12 protein-coding genes are annotated in these 15314 nt (G+C 63.9%); all 12 read right to left on the bottom strand.

The genetic code is table 11. The annotated features are described in order from the left end of the window. Positions 1 to 4 precede the first annotated feature (4 nt). The 12 genes from tagH to tssA all read right to left on the bottom strand — a co-directional run bounded on the left by tagH (position 5) and on the right by tssA (position 14443). Positions 5 to 1426 (bottom strand): type VI secretion system-associated FHA domain protein TagH, encoded by a 1422-nt coding sequence (tagH, locus tag P3C29_RS29780; RefSeq protein ID WP_275966151.1) that lies wholly within the window; start codon positions 1424 to 1426, stop codon positions 5 to 7. Continuing rightward, a complete protein-coding gene (locus P3C29_RS29775; protein WP_275966150.1) occupies positions 1416 to 3377 on the bottom strand; it encodes a type VI secretion system tip protein VgrG in 1962 nt (653 codons plus the stop codon). The genes tagH and P3C29_RS29775 overlap by 11 nt, the downstream gene beginning before the upstream one ends. 13 nt (positions 3378 to 3390) lie before the next feature. Continuing rightward, positions 3391 to 3888 (bottom strand): GNAT family N-acetyltransferase, encoded by a 498-nt coding sequence (locus P3C29_RS29770; RefSeq protein WP_010175146.1) that lies wholly within the window; start codon positions 3886 to 3888, stop codon positions 3391 to 3393. Between the two features lie 82 nt (positions 3889 to 3970). Beyond that, positions 3971 to 4612, bottom strand: a complete 642-nt coding sequence (locus tag P3C29_RS29765) for a hypothetical protein (RefSeq protein WP_275966149.1) — start codon at positions 4610 to 4612, stop codon at positions 3971 to 3973. 4 nt (positions 4613 to 4616) lie between these two features. Beyond that, on the bottom strand, positions 4617 to 7253 hold the full coding sequence (tssH, locus tag P3C29_RS29760) for a type VI secretion system ATPase TssH (RefSeq protein ID WP_275966148.1): 2637 nt from the start codon (positions 7251 to 7253) through the stop codon (positions 4617 to 4619). Beyond that, positions 7246 to 8265: a type VI secretion system baseplate subunit TssG gene (gene tssG, locus P3C29_RS29755; protein ID WP_275966147.1), complete on the bottom strand. Its 1020-nt coding sequence runs from the start codon at positions 8263 to 8265 to the stop codon at positions 7246 to 7248. Before tssG ends, tssH begins: the two co-directional genes overlap by 8 nt. Beyond that, positions 8250 to 10127, bottom strand: coding sequence for a type VI secretion system baseplate subunit TssF (gene tssF / locus P3C29_RS29750; RefSeq protein WP_275966146.1), 1878 nt, complete (start codon positions 10125 to 10127; stop codon positions 8250 to 8252). The genes tssG and tssF overlap by 16 nt, the downstream gene beginning before the upstream one ends. Beyond that, a complete protein-coding gene (gene tssE / locus P3C29_RS29745) occupies positions 10124 to 10633 on the bottom strand; it encodes a type VI secretion system baseplate subunit TssE (RefSeq protein WP_010175155.1) in 510 nt (169 codons plus the stop codon). Before tssE ends, tssF begins: the two co-directional genes overlap by 4 nt. 156 nt (positions 10634 to 10789) lie before the next feature. Continuing rightward, entirely contained in the window at positions 10790 to 11272 is a 483-nt protein-coding gene (locus P3C29_RS29740) for a type VI secretion system tube protein Hcp (protein WP_010175157.1), read from the bottom strand. 33 nt (positions 11273 to 11305) lie between these two features. Continuing rightward, positions 11306 to 12805, bottom strand: a complete 1500-nt coding sequence (gene tssC / locus P3C29_RS29735; protein ID WP_010175159.1) for a type VI secretion system contractile sheath large subunit — start codon at positions 12803 to 12805, stop codon at positions 11306 to 11308. Between the two features lie 79 nt (positions 12806 to 12884). After that, the gene (gene tssB, locus P3C29_RS29730) at positions 12885 to 13385 is read right to left on the bottom strand and encodes a type VI secretion system contractile sheath small subunit (protein WP_010175161.1); all 501 of its coding nucleotides are present in this window, start codon (positions 13383 to 13385) and stop codon (positions 12885 to 12887) included. 35 nt (positions 13386 to 13420) lie between these two features. After that, positions 13421 to 14443, bottom strand: a complete 1023-nt coding sequence (tssA, locus tag P3C29_RS29725) for a type VI secretion system protein TssA (RefSeq protein WP_275966145.1) — start codon at positions 14441 to 14443, stop codon at positions 13421 to 13423. Between the last annotated feature and the right edge of the window lie 871 nt (positions 14444 to 15314).

The raw sequence follows: 15314 nt of genomic DNA, 5'->3' as shown, positions 1-15314 counted from the left end.
CTTCTCATTGGCCGGTGCGCAACCGCGCGACCTGCTCTTCATAAGCCACCGAAAACAACTCACCGAACAGGCGCTGCAAGTCCTCATCGGCATCCCGCGCGAGGTCCTCGTAGCGCTCCACCAGGCGGTCCCACAAGCGTGCCTTGCGCCGGGCCGGCATCCATTTGTCGAGGGCGCCGTGGGTGGTGCGGCGTTGCTCGACCCGGGCCGGGTCAAAACGCTGCACCACCGCGCCCAGCGCCGCTTTCATGCCGGCGATCACCGCCAGCTCGTGGGCCTTCAGGTCGTCGAATGCCGCGCCCATGGCCTTGACCGGGCGCATATAGGCCGGGGAATCGGCGGTGAGCATCTGGGTCAGGGCGCTGTGGGGGTCGGGGAAAAACTTCAGCGGGTTGTTGGAGTGGGCGCCGATCATGGTCATGTCGATATGACTTTCGCGCTTGGTCAGGGCCCGGGCCATCAGCACCGCCATGGTGCCGCCGGTGGCGGTGCGCAGCAGCTCGCCCACCAGGTGGGCCAGTTCGACCGGGGTGCGGGTGGTGTGCAGGTTTTCCAGGCCGAGGCCTTGGAGCAGGGCCTGGAAGACGGCGTCGTCCCCGGTTGGCACTGCCCGCTCTTCTGTAGGAGCGAGCTTGCTCGCGAAAGGCTCAAGCGCGACACGTTCATCCTGCAAGCCCGCGTCATCGTTAACGTCCATCGCTGGCAAGCCGGCTCCTACAGGGAGTGTGGAGACACCCAGCAACGGGTCGTAGTCATCAGGGATCACCTGCGCTTCCACCTGCATCACCGGCATCACAAACGCCTGCATCTGCGGCGCCACGTGGTCGCTTTCGGTGCCGCGAAACAGTGGTTCCACCCGTCCTGCCAGGTTCAACCCGAGCGGGTCAGACAGCGGCACGGCCCCATCAAACAACGACTCGCCCTCCAGAATCCTCGCCCCGGCCAGGGCGTCATGCAGCACCACCGGCGCCACCACCTCAGGCTCGCGATACACCTCCAGCGGTGGCAACGGTGCGGCCACGGGCGCAGGCGGCGGCACGAACAACGGGGGCAAAATGCGTGTGGCCAGGGCGTCGTCCTGCACCTCGGCCACCGGTTGCTCCAGACGCACTTCCAGCCCGTAATCTCCGATCACCAGGCGGTCGCCCTCCTCCAGCGCCCGCTCACGGCCATTGCCCAGCGGGCGTTCGTTGACCAGGCTGGGGTTGCTGCCGGTGTCGGTCAGGTAGAACTGCTCGCCGCGCCATTCGAGGCGTGCGTGGATGCGGGAGATGTATTTGCCCGGGTCGTCCAGGGTCAGGTCGTTGTCCGGGCCACGGCCAATCGAACCACCGGCGTCGGTAAACCGGCAGATCACGTCACCGGGCATGGGTTGGTCGCGGTAGCTGCGGACCAGCAGAATCAAATTCACGGGGTTACTTGCCATCGTCGGCCTCCTTCGGTGGTAGCGGCACCCCGGCAGGGCCGGTGGCAGCGGTGAGCGCCAGCGCAGTCGCCGCAGAGGCGGCCTCGGGCAGCGGGATCGGAATGGTCGAGGCGATGATCATGGCCGGCGTGAGGGTCAGGAAGGTGCTGCCGACTTTCAGGGTGATGGTCGCCCCCGCCTCGATCACCACGTTCATGCCGCCCTTCATGTACATGTCCATGCCGGCCGTGACGCCGGTTTTCAGGCCGCCGTTGATGATCATGTTGGTGCCGGCCGACATCGAGACATCGCCGGTGGCTTTCTCATTGCGATGCCCGCCCACCGAAGAGTGCCGGTCGCCGCCGACCTTCTCCCGCAGGTCCTGGTCGACCTTGGAATGGCGGTCGCCACCGACCCAGTCCAGGGAGTCCTTGAGCACGCGCTGGTCGAGGTTTTTCTGGGCGTGCAGGAACACCTGCTCCGAACCTTTCTTGTCTTCAAAACGCAGCTCGTTGTAGCCACCGCCGCCCTTGGACGAGTTGCTCTTGAGCGTCGAGCGGGTAGCGTTTTCCGGCAGGGCATACGGCGGCATCGTCTCGGCGTTGTAGACGCTGCCGGTGACCAGCGGCTGATCCGGGTCGCCCTCCAGAAAGCTCACGATGACTTCCTGGCCGATGCGCGGGGTGAACAGGCTGCCCCAGCGTTTGCCGGCCCAGCCCTGGGCTACGCGAATCCAGCACGAGCTGTTTTCGTCCTGTTTGCCCTCGCGGTCCCAGTGGAACTGCACCTTGATCCGCCCGTATTTGTCGGTCCAGATTTCCTCGCCCTGCTTGCCCACCACCCTGGCGGTCTGCGGGCCCTGCATCAGCGGTTTGCGACTGCTGCACGGCGCGCGAAACTGCTGCTGCCTGGACAAGGCGGTGAAGTCGCAGGTCAGCACCGGCGCGGGATGGGCCGGCGGTGTCGGCTCGTAGGTGTCCGAGGACAACGCATAACGCGCCTCCAGCAACAGGAACTGGGCGTTCTGCTCGCTGCGCGGGTGTTCGGTCAGGGTCATCAGTGCCCCGGGAAACAAGCCCCGGGCACGGGTGGCGCCGGTGACCCGCTGAGTGCCGGTGTGCAGGGACTCGATCAGCGTGCGCGCATAGGTTTCGCCCTGCTTGCGCTCGGTGTACTTGCCCGGATAGTCGTAGCGTTCGTGGCGCGCCTGCGGGTAGCTGCCGGCCAGCGTGGACTTGGCCACCAGGTTGGCCGACGGCTTTTCAAAGTCGAAATCCTGCAAGGTGTAGCCACCCGGTTCCACGTCACCGCTCATGCGCCAGTCGTAGATCACTTCACTCTCGCGCATGGTGTGGTCTTCGGCGGGCATGAAGCGCACCTGGGCATACCCGGGTGTCGGTGAATGGGCGCCATAAGAGTCGGCCAGTACCAGGGTGTGGCGCCCGGCCGCGCTCTTGAAGAAGTAGTAGATGCCCTCCTGCTCCATCAGGCGGCTGACGAAATTGAAGTCGCTTTCGCGGTACTGCACGCAGTAGGTCAGCGCCTTGTAGCTGCCGCTCAGGCCCGAGGTATCGACATCGGCGATGGTGTACGGGGCGAACACCTGCCTGAGGATGTCCGGCACGCTCAGTTCCTGGAAGATCCGGCAGTCAGTGGCCAGGGTCAAAAACCAGAGCCACGGACGCAACACCGCCGTGTACGTGGCAAAACGGCCCTGGCGTCCGGTAAACGAAAAGTGGCTGACGTGCCCGCTGAAATAGCGGCTGCCGCCCTTGGGCAGGTCCACCGCCACGCTCATCTGGGTTGCCAGCAGGTCGTCGATATTCAGGTCGGCGCGTTCGCTGTACAGCTCAAGCGTGTATTCGCTGAGCTGCGACAGGCCTTCCCGGGCCTGCATGCGCCGGAACAGCAGCACATCGGCGCCGAGCACGCTGGTGACCTGGATTTCGCGCCGGGTTTGGGTGGTTGCCATGGTGGTTTTCTACCTAGAGCGGTGTGGTCGGGCGGGAGTTGGGCACGCGGTAAATCATGCCGCCGTGTCCGCTTGCGACCCCAGGCAGCATCACAAAGCCCATCTTTTTCCAGAACGCACACGAGGCCGCATCCAGGGAGGTCAGGCGAATCTCGCAATTGGGTTTGTTGCCGTAGTCACTGATCGCGTAGTCCATGCCAAACGCCGCCAGGGTCGAGCCCAGCCCGCTGCCCGCCACTCCGGCAAACACGTCTTCGATCTTCCAGGTGGGGCCTTCCTTGAACATCACCATCAACCCCACCGCATCCTCGCCCTCATAGGCGGCGAAATACGCAACCTTGGCTTGCTCTTGCGGGGTGTCGTTGGAGCGTGCGGTGCTGATGGTGTTCATGGTCGCAATGACTTCCTGCGCGGCGGGCGACTCCGCCAGCATGCCGGCCTCGCCAAGGGCTTCGCGGAATGCTTGAAAGTCCACTTTGCGGCAGCTGAATGCACTATTGATCCGGGGCATCGTGTGTCTCCCTGAGAGTTGAGGAACGTAGACACAACAGCCGGGCGCACGGGTTTATTCCGTGGCGCGGCTGATTTCCCACTCAAGCGCCGAGTTGCACCAGGTAGTGCTCGTCAAACTTCATTTCCTTGCGCACACCCGCGCCCGACAGGTAATTGAGGTAGTGCTTGTAGAGCATCTTGAAAAAATCGAGCTTGCGGGTGGGGCCCACGCGGTACTCACCCGAGTTGGGGTCGAAGAACGTCATGCAGTTGCGGTCGGCGTAGATACCGCAGACGTGGGAAGGCCCGCCCCCTTCAAAGGTGAACAGCCAGACGTAGTAGCCCGGTTGTGTGCTGTCGATGTGCTGGGCCAGGGTCGCCAGTCCCTCGAAGCCCTGGGCCTCCACCGACGAGCTGTCGGTCAGGCCGCAGATGTTCGGCAGGTTTGCCTTGATGCGCCGGGTGTTATCGAGGATCAGGGTGGTATTGAATGCACTGCAATAGCTTTCGATCCGGCACCAGGTGTCGTCCCGGCTCAGGAACGCACACCGGTGGGTGGCCGACTCGGCCGGCGCCTGCAGGTGCCGGTTCAACCAGGCGAAGGTCGCGCCCACACAGGCGCCGCCGGCCAGGCTGGGCATGGCTTGCAGGTAAGGATTCTTGGTCAGTTGCGAGCGCTGCTTGAACTTCGCGACCCGGAACCACTTCATCGCAATCGGGGTTTTCCACGCTACATAAGGCATTGGTTCACTGCTCCTCGAACACGTAAGCAAATTCACCGGCGTCTACGCTCACCTGCACCCGCGTCGCCGGCGTGCCCGCCAGCAGGCGGTTGAGGAATTCAGTGCTGATGGCCGGCAACATCGAGTTGGTCAGGATCGCGTCGATCATTCGCCCGCCGCTTTCCAGTTCGGTGCAGCGGCTGGCGATCAGGTGCACCACTTCGTCGCTGAAGGTGAACGGGACCTTGTGGCCTTCGCTGATGCGTTTTGCGATACGGCCCAATTGCAGGCGGATGATGCTGCCGAGCATCGCGTCGCTCAGCGGGTAATACGGGATCACCACCAGGCGCCCGAGCAAGGCAGGCGGGAACACTTCCAGCAGCGGCTCGCGCAACGCCCTGGCGATGTCATCGGGCGCGGGCATGGCCTGCGGGTCGCGGCACAGGCGGCTGATCAACGCGGTACCGGCGTTGGTGGTGAGCAGGATCAGGGTGTTCTTGAAGTCGATGATCCGGCCTTCGCCGTCTTCCATCCAGCCCTTGTCGAACACCTGGAAAAACAGCTCGTGCACATCCGGATGAGCCTTCTCCACTTCGTCCAGCAGCACCACACTGTAGGGCTTGCGCCGCACCGCTTCGGTCAGTACACCGCCTTCGCCGTACCCCACGTAACCCGGTGGCGCGCCCTTGAGGGTGGAGACGGTGTGGGCTTCCTGGTACTCGCTCATGTTGATGGTGATGACGTTCTGTTCACCGCCATACAACGACTCCGCCAGGGCCAGCGCGGTCTCGGTCTTGCCCACGCCAGAGGTGCCGGCAAGCATGAACACGCCCACCGGTTTGCCGGGGTTGTCGAGGCCGGCGCGGGAGGTCTGGATGCGCCGGGCGATCATTTCCAGGGCGTGGTTTTGTCCGATGATGCGCTGGGACAAGCGATCCGCCAGGCGCAGCACGTTTTCGATTTCGTTCTTGACCATGCGGCCTACCGGAATGCCGGTCCAGTCCTGCACCACCGAGGCCACCGCCTGTTCGTCGACGCTGATCAGCACCAGTGGGTTTTCGCCCTGCTGCGCCGCCAGTTCGTCCTGCAGTTGACGCAACTCCGCCAGGCCGCTTTCGCCCTCGGTGGCGTCTGCCAGTTGGCTGCGCAGGCGCAGAATCTGTTCCACCAGTGCCAGTTCGTTGTCCCAGCGGCTTTCCAGGCCATCCAGGCGTTCGCGCTCAGTCACCAACAACGCCTCGACGGACGCGCGACGACTGACGGTATCGACGCCAATCGCGGTTTCGCGCTCGATGATCGCCAGTTCGGTTTCCAGGGATTCAATCCGGCGGCGGCTGTCATCCACCTCGGCTGGCGTGGCGTGCAGGCTGATGGCGACGCGGGCACAGGCGGTGTCGATCAGGCTGACAGCCTTGTCTGGCAATTGGCGCGCCGGGATGTAGCGGTTGGACAAACGCACCGCCGCTTCCAGGGCCGAGTCGAGAATCTGCACCTGATGGTGCTGCTGCATGGTCTGGGCGATGCCCCGCAACATCAACAACGCGCGGGCTTCGTCCGGCTCATCGACCTGCACGGTCTGGAAACGCCGGGTCAGGGCCGGGTCCTTTTCGATGTGCTTTTTGTACTCGGCAAAGGTGGTGGCGCCGATGGTACGCAAGGCGCCACGGGCCAGCGCAGGCTTGAGCAGGTTGGCCGCATCGCCCGTCCCGGCGGCACCGCCGGCGCCCACCAGGGTGTGGGTTTCGTCGATAAACAACACCACCGGTTTGACGCTGGCCTGCACCTCGTCGATCACTGAGCGCAGGCGCTGTTCGAACTCACCTTTCATGCTCGCCCCGGCCTGCAGCAAGCCCACGTCGAGGGCCAGCAATTGCACGTCCCTGAGGCTCGGCGGCACGTCGCCCCGGGCGATGCGCTGGGCAAAGCCTTCGACCACAGCGGTTTTGCCCACGCCGGCCTCGCCCACCAGGATCGGGTTGTTCTGGCGCCGGCGCATCAGGATGTCGATCACCTGGCGAATCTCTTCGTCGCGGCCGACGATCGGGTCCATCTTCGAATCTCGCGCCTGCGCGGTGAGGTCGACGGTAAAGCGCTTCAACGCTTCCTGCTTGCCCATGGCCGCCGGGGCCAGGGCGCCGGCGTCTTCACCGGGCACCTGGAAGCCATCGCTGGCGGTCATCTGCGCCTCGGGCGAGTCCTTGAGCAGTGCAGTGAATTGTTCGCTCAGGTCTTCGATGCCGATCTTGTTGAACTCCCGGGACACGCCATACAGGCCATTGCGCAAGCCCGGGGTTTTCAGCAGCGCCAGCAGCAAATGCCCGGAGCGCACCTGGGACTCGCCGAACATCAGGGTCGCGTAGACCCATGCGCGCTCCACCGCTTCCTCCACCTGGGACGACAGGTCAGTGACCGAGGTCGAGCCACGGGGCAAGCGGTCCAGGGCCGCCGTCAGGTCTCGCGCCAGCACGGCCGGGTCGAGCGAGTAATGCTGGATCAGACGCTGCAGGTCGGAGTCGGTCAGTTGCAGGATCTGCTGCAACCAGTGCACCAGTTCCACGTAGGGGTTGCCGCGCATCTTGCAGAACACAGTACTGCTTTCAATCGCCCGGTAGCACAGGCTGTTGAGTTTGCCGAAAAGCGCGACGCGACTGATATCAGCCATGGGCAGGTCCTTGAGAAGTGTGAGAAATGCGCGGGTTGATCAGCAATTGCCGGTCATCCGCCAGGGGCGCCTTGCTGCTCAGCCAACTGGTCCAGCCCAACGGCGCAGACCCCAGGCGCAAGCCAGGCAGTTGTTCTTTCTTGACGATCAGGTTCACGTCCCAGTCCATGGCCAGGCCGACGTATTGGCGCACCCAGTCCTGCACGCGCTTGAGGCTGTCGCCCCCCGGCAGCAGGCGGCGGGTCTGTTCCAGGTCCAGCGGGCCGATCAACAGGCGGAATTTGTGTTGGGTGTTCCAGACTTTCTTGCCCATCACCGTGGTCTGGCCCAACACCGGCGCGTCGGGCCCGCTGCGCAGGGCGCACAGGCCATCGGCGGGCAAGGTCATCCAGTGGCCGACGAATTGCTCGACCTGCACCGGCACTTGCAGGTAGTCCGTCAGCAATGCCGCCAGGCCGCCGGCATTGCGGGTCTGCGGGCCCAGGCGCCCGGCGAAATGCAGCTTGGCCACGTCCGGCACCGTGTCGCGGCCCAGCAGCGACGGCATGCCGATGCCGATCAGTGAACCCAGGTACTGCGCAAAGCGGTCCGCCTGCGGACGGTCCAGGCTCACGGCCGGCTGGGCGCTGGCCCAGGCGCGGTAGAACAGGCTGATCAGCCGGTGATGGAACACGTCGCAGAACGCCGCCAGGGTCGGGTCATTGAGGTTGCGCTGGCGGTCGCGAATGTATTCGCTCAGGTGAATCGGCAACGGCCCGTTCGCCCCCAGCAAACCGAAAAAATTCAGCAGCAATTTCGGCGTGGCGCCCGGCATGAGGCTGGCGATCATTGCCGGTTCGAATGCCAGGGACGGTTGCTGGCCGAAACGCACCGCTTCATCCGCCGGGCGCGCCGCCTGGCCGATGCGTGGCAGGTGCGGGAAGGCACACTCCAGCTGACGCAGGGCCCCGTGAAAATCGAACCGCGCCGGGTGCGCTTCCAGGGCGCTGAGCAGGCTCAGAGGATCTCGCATCGCCCCACCCTCGCCGGCCACTGCATGATCACCCCACGGGCGGTGCCTTTGATCACCGTCTCAGTGAAGGAATTAAGCGACACGTATTTGGCAAAAAACTGCTCCAGCACCGAACCGAGGATAAACACGCCGCTGCCTTCAAACGCTGATTCGTCGAGGGTCACGCTGATCTGCAAGCCACGGCCATAGGTGATTGGCCCCGGCAACGGCAGACGGCGCACGATGCTTTCGGCACTGACCGAACGCAGGCCTTCGATCTGCTTGTGAGCGGCTTCGTCGTCAATCCGGCAATACAGGCGCAACAGGTCACGCAAGGCGCTGGCGCCCTGCTCCTTGTCCTGGTCGAGCAACGACAAATAGTTGAGGGATAAGTGGCTGACCAGCCGCCAGGCCGTTTCACCTTCGGCAAACGACGGCGCCGGCACCGTGGGCCCGGCCACGCACCGCACGGCCTGCACCGGCGCGCCAGACTCCACGCTGAAGTCGGTCTTGCCGCTGCCCACCGGCATGCTGAGCACCAGGTCACGGTTGCTGCACAGGGTGTCGATGCCCAATTGGCGCAGGCTGCTGCGGTGCGGCGCCTCCTGGGCGTCCACCAGGGACAGGAACAATTCGCTGCCGATGTAGCTGGAGCGCGGGCCCTGGCGGCGTTGTTGTTCCGAGAGCAGCCGCGTGTCCCGGCGCACCTGGTAAAACGCCTTGGGCGGCGTGCGCGCATGCAGGTCGTTGGCCCGGTAGAACGACTCGAACGTCTGGCTCGCCTCGGCGCCGCTGCCATAACCGGTGACGCCTTCGACCTGGTAAATCTCGTAGTCCATCGGCCGGGTGCGGTCGGGGATCACGTGGTATTCCGACTGCTGGTCCGACAGGTGCACACGCTCGGTGCGCATCGGGAACAGGTTGATCGCCGGGGTGCAATACAGCCCGAAGTTGGCGGCGTTGAGGCTCTGTTCCAGCAGCGGGTCGAGCTTCTTGAACAGCACAATCACGTCCAGTTGTTCCGCGGTGCAGCGGCTCACGCTGCTGGCCAGCCCGCCCAGCTCGGCAAACAGGAAACGCTGGGGCATGGCGAAGTACTCCTGCAGCAGCCGATAGCCCTGGAACGACCGGGCGCCGGTGGGCAGCAAGGCTTCTTCGTCGCTGTAGCCGAGGCCGCGAATCGCGGTCCTGGGCAGGAACTGGTGCCAGTCCACATGCTCCTGCACCGGCATCACCAGCACCCCGGCGGCCTGGGCCAGCAGTTGTTCGAGGATGCGCGAAGGCAAGGCTTCGCCGCCACGGATGTGCAGCGCCAGCGTGTCCAGGGCCAGGTCGCTGAAGGTCATCCCGGCGCCTGCGCGCAACCGCAGGCGCAGCGCGGCCTTCACCCCGCCGAGGCGCGCCAGGTCGATGCCCGCGACCTGGCTGCCACAGGCAAAGTACCGCGCCTCGGCCAGCTCCACCGGCCACAGGGTCACGTCATGGGCGGTGCGAAACTCGCACGCAGTCTGGTCGCCCTTGCCCAACTGGCTGTGCAGGGCCGTGCCACGCGGCACCTTGAAGCCGGCGGCCAGGCTGCCCTCGCTCATGTCCGGCTGCAATTGCACCACCGCCATCGACGGCGTGGGCGCAAGGTATTGCGGGTACACCAGCTCCAGCAGGTGATTGGTAAAGCGCGGGAACTCGGCGTCAATCTTCAGTTGCACCCGCGCGGCCAGGAAGCTGAAACCCTCCAGCAGGCGCTCGACGTAAGGGTCGGCGCAGGCGTAGGTCTCCAGCCCCAGGCGGCCGGCCACCTTGGGGTAGTCACGGGCGAATTCACCGCCGACTTCCCGCAGGTGGGCCAGTTCACGTTCGTAATAGCGCAGCAGTTTGGCGTTCACCGCACGTCCCTTGTCTCGATATCAAAGACCCTGGCTTCACCGGCTTCCAGGTCCAGTTCAGTCTTCAGGTACAGGCGCTCGGGCAGCGGTTGGCCCCAGAGTTCACCGTGGATTTCAAAGGCCATCTGGTTGGGGATGGCGCTGGTGCCCAGCGGCACCACACGCAGGCTGTCGCGCAGGATCCGGGGTTCGAAATCCCAGATGGCCTGGCGGATGCGCCGGGCCAGTTCTTCACGGTCGAGGCCGGCGGCGGTCTTGCCGGACAAATCCGGCAAGCCAAAATTGATGACCGATTGCGCGGCCAGGGGGTGACCACCGAGTTCACGAAAGCTGCCCAGGCTGGTGCTGTTGAGCAGCCAGCCCAGATCGCGCAGCACCGCCTTGCGCAGGCCGGTCATGGACAAGATGCGCTTGTCACGGGGCTCCACGGCGTGCTCGGTGTCGTCATCGCTCAGGCGATCGAGCAAGGACGGCTGCAGGCGTTCGCGGCTGGTGAGTTCAGCCATGGGGTTGGCCTTGAATCGGGGTCATATGAATCTCCATCACTTGAACGCGCCACCTTGCGGGAGCCGGATTGCCGGCGATGGCCATCTCGAGAACACCGAACGGTTCAACGGCCTCATCGCCGGCAAGCCGGCTCCTACAGGGGGGCGGCAGCGGGGTCAGATTTTGGCGTTGGCTTCCAGGTCCCACTTCTTCGGTGTGCCGGTGATCACGGTGTCGCCGGTGAAGGAGTCGTACTCGTAGCTGATGGTGGTGAAGTTGATGGAGATGGTTTCGCTCGGGCGTTCGCCGTTACTGCTGGCGGAGTAGGAGCTGATGATGGCTTTGCCCAGGATGATCTTGAGGAACACCTGTTGCTTCTTGTCCGGGCCGCCGGTCTGGATGAAGTGGATCTCGGCATCCCCCAGGCTCTTGCCGCACACCGCTTCCATGAACAGGTCGGCCGAGGCCAGGTCGGTGGCCTTGGTCAGGGAGATTTCCGAGAACGACGGGTTGCTGGTGTCACGGTCGGCACCGCCGCCGCTGGTGGAAATCGCCCGGCCGACGCCCATCTGGATCGCGTCGATGGTGATCCAGTCCTTGTGCGCCTCGACAGTGGAAGTGCCTTTGATTTGTTTGCCTTTAAAGTTAAGCAGGATCATGGTCAGTACCTTGGTTGGGGTAGGAAGGTGTTATCAAGAAGCCTTGGTCGACGGCAGTTTGGAGACCAGGCGCAGGGACACGGTCAAGCCTTCGAGCTGGTAGTGCGGGCGCAGGAAGAACTTGGCGCCGTAGTAACCCGGGTTGCCTTCGATCTCTTCCACCACCACTTCCGCGCCGGCCAGGGGTTTGCGGGCCTTGTCGGCGTCGGTGGCAGTGGCCGGGTTGTGCTCCACGTAGCGGCCGATCCAGTTGTTGAGCCACACCTGCATGTCGTTGCGCTCTTTGAACGAGCCGATCTTGTCGCGCACGATGCACTTCAAGTAGTGGGCGAAACGGCAGGTGGCAAACAGGTACGGCAGGCGCGCGGCCAGGTTGGCGTTGGCAGTGGCGTCCGGGTCGTCGTACTCGGCGGGTTTGTGCATCGACTGGGCGCCAATGAACGCCGCCAGGTCACTGTTTTTCTTGTGCACCAGGGGCATGAAACCGTTCTTCGCCAGCTCCGCTTCACGGCGGTCGCTGATGGCGATTTCGGTGGGGCAGGTCATGTCGACGCCACCGTCATCCGTGGGGAAGGTGTGCACCGGCAAGCCTTCCACCGCGCCCCCGGACTCGATGCCGCGAATCTGCGAGCACCAGCCGTAATGCTTGAACGAGCGGTTGATGTTCACGGCCATGGCGTAGGCCGCGTTGGCCCAGGTGAAATCCCGGGAGCCGGCGCTGTCGGTGGTTTCTTCGAAGTCGAAATCTTCCACCGGGTTGGTCTTGGCGCCATAGGGTGCGCGGGACAGGAAGCGCGGCATCGCCAGGCCCACATAACGCGAGTCTTCACTGGCACGGAAGCTGCGCCAGGCGGCGTGTTCCGGGGTCTGGAAGATCTTGGTCAGGTCCCGCGGGTTGGCCAGCTCCTGCCAGGACTCCATCAACATCACACTGGGGTCGGCGGCGGTGATCAACGGGCAGTGGGCGGCGGCGCTGACCCGGGCCATCTGGGTCAGCAGCTCCACATCCGGCGCGCTGTTGTTGAAGTAGTAGTCGGCCACGAACGCACCGTAGGGTTCACCGCCGAACTGGCCGTATTCCTCTTCGTAGAGTTTCTTGAAAATCGGGCTCTGGTCCCAGGCCACGCCCTTGAACTTGCGCAGGGTCTTGTGCACTTCGTTCTTGGAAATGTTCATCACCCGAATCTTCAGCGACTCGTCGGTCTCGGTGTTGTTGACCAGGTAATGCAGGCCGCGCCAGGCACTTTCCACGCCCTGGAATTCCTCATGGTGGAGGATGTGATTGACTTGTTCGGTGAGCTTCTGGTCGAGGGCGGCGATCAGCCCTTCGATGGTGCCCAGCACGTCATTGGACAGCAGGTGCGTGCCTTGCAGCGCCTGCTCGGCCAGGGTGCGCACGGCGGTTTCCACCGCTTCCTTGGCCTTGTCGGTCTTGGGCTTGAACTCTTTTTGCAGGAGGCTGGCGAAGTCGCCGGCATCAAAGGCGGCGGCGCCTTGTGGCAGTCCTGACTGTTCCGATTGCGTAGTGGACATGACGGTATCCTTGAAATTTGGGCAAAAGCGTCCCCGTACCGGGGCAAACGAGGCGCCGGCAGAGTCAGCGAAAAATCAGTTACTCGGGTTGTTGGGGCGCGCTGCTCAGCGCTTGCATCACCGCAGGATCGCTCAGCAGCTTGGCGATCAATTCTTCAGCGCCGACCTTGCCGTCCATGTATGTCAGCAGGTTCGACAACTGGCTGCGGGCGGTCAGCAACTGGTTGAGGCTCGGCACCTTGCGGGCGATGGCGGCCGGGGTGAAGTCGTCCATGCTTTCGAAGGTGATCTCCACCGGCAGGTTGCCTTCGCCGGTCAGGGTGTTGGGCACCTGGAACGCCACCCGTGGCTTCATCGACTTGAGGCGGTCGTCGAAATTGTCGATATCGACTTCCAGGAACTTGCGCTCGGCCACCGGCGGCAACGGCTCGGCGGGTTTGCCCGAGAGGTCGGAAAACACGCCCATGACGAAGGGCAACTGCACGGTCTTTTCCGCGCCGTAGATTTCCACGTCGTATTCGATCTGGACGCGTGGTGCGCGGTTGCGAGCGATGAACTTTTGACTGCTTTCTTTGGCCACGGGATAGCTCCAGTGTGAGGGTTGATAGGGGAAGGTCAGTCGTTGCCGGGGCGGATACCGCTGACCAGCGCCAGTTGTGCAAGGCCGTCGGGGGCGAGGTCTTGCAGCAATTCCATGAAGTTCTTGTCGATCAGTTTCTTCGCCCGCTGCAGCAGGAACGGCACGGGGCTGGCGGGTTCGTGGGTGTTGAAATAGGTGCACAGGCGGTCGATGGCCTGGCGCGCGTCTTCGCGGCTGTTGATCTCGCCTCTGGCCGGCTGTGGGGCTGCGGCGGTTGCCGGGTGAGCGTCGACGCCGGTTGCCGGGTTTTCGCTTGCAGGCAAGCGGCGGCGCACGGCTTCGGCGGCGCGGCGCAGTACGTTGGCCAGGCCGCTGAGGTCAATGGCGCGCCCCACGCCGACGTTTTCCGTGAGGCGTTGTTCGATGTGCTGGCTGCGTTGCAGGGCTTCGGTAAGGGCGGCTTCGATGCCACGCAGGGTGTCGGGCTCGGCATCGGCGAATGCGCCATCGATAAGGGCCAGGGTGTCGCTGCTGCCCTGCTCGCCGCTGGCCTGGTCGAGGTCCCGCAGGCTGAATTGGCCGAGGCTGCGGGTGCTGACCAGTGGGGTGTCGAGGAGGTCGCGCAGCAAACCGGTGGGTTCGCACAGGGAGGCCAGGATATTGATGCGCAGCAGGGGGTCGTGGTCGTCGTCCGGGTCGAGCTGCGGGTGCAGGCCGTCCCAGCAGTGGATCAGCAGGGCTTCGATCAGGCCCAGGCCGGCGTTGAGGCCGTGGATGCCATGCAGGTTAAGCTCGGCGCGGGTGAGCCACATGGCCAGGCGCAGGTCCCGGCTGCGTTGCATCAGGGGCAAGGCCAGGGACGCAACGAGTTTCCAGTTGGGCTCGATGGCCTGGGTGATGGTGTCGCCGTATTGGACCTCGGGTTTGCCCAGGGCTTCTTCTTCCAGCAGGAGGAAGTCGGGGTCGTATTCGACGTTCTCGCCACAGGGGGCGGTGTCGCCCATCGGGTGGGCCAGCGCTGTGAAATCAAGGGGTTGCGCTTGGGTGGAGAGGTCCATCGTACTGCCCTCGTTGAAGATGTTCTGGGGATAGAACGGGCGAGGGTTTGGGTTTATTCCCCTTGGGTTGAAAAAATCTTGGGCGGGGTGGTTTTGGGGGTTGGGTGTATATCCGTTATTTGGGTGATGGCCGCTATGGGTTCCGCTCTTACAGCGGGTCACTTTTGAAAGAGCCCAAAAGTAACCAAAAGGCTCTTGCCCCACCACTCGGCACCTCGCTCAGGCTCGGTGTGCCCTCACTCCGGCACTACTCCGCGGGCCGCCGCGACGGGGCGTCCCTGCCCCGTCGCGGCTAAACCGGCGTCCTGCCGGTTTACCCGCTCCGCACCACCTGCGTTCGGCCAGCGTGGTTTAACGGGGCGCCTAAGATCAAGATCAAAAGCAGATCAACAGCACAGCGGCCTACAGGCCGGCTTGAGTGGTGTGAAGCAAAGGCAAAATCAAAATCAAAATCTAAAGCGGGCACGGTCCAACTGTAGGAGCTGGCTTGCCTGCGATGGCATCGCCTCGGTGTACCTGAAAAACCGAGGTGTCTGCATCGCAGGCAAGCCAGCTCCCACAGAAAAGCAGAGCTGCATCCGTTTCAGATTTGGTTTTCGCTTTGGCTTTTGATCTGGCTTCTACCACTCAAGCCGGCCTGTAGGCCGCTGTGCTCTTGCTTTTGATCTTGATCTGGCTCTGACTGCCCCAATAAGCCCGAGGCCGAACGCAGGTGGTGCGGAGCGGGTAAACCGGCAGGACGCCGGTTTAGCCGCGCTGGGCCAAGGATGGCCCATCGCGGCGGCCCGCGGAGCATCGCCGGAGTGAGGGAACACCGAGCCTAGGCGAGGTGCCGACAGGCGGGGCAGAGCCCTTTGCTTACTTTGGGGCT

The sequence above is a fragment of the Pseudomonas sp. 1912-s genome (assembly GCF_029269205.1).
In the GTDB taxonomy this organism is placed as follows: Bacteria; Pseudomonadota; Gammaproteobacteria; order Pseudomonadales; family Pseudomonadaceae; genus Aquipseudomonas.
This window is presented reverse-complemented; position numbering and strand designations above follow the sequence as displayed.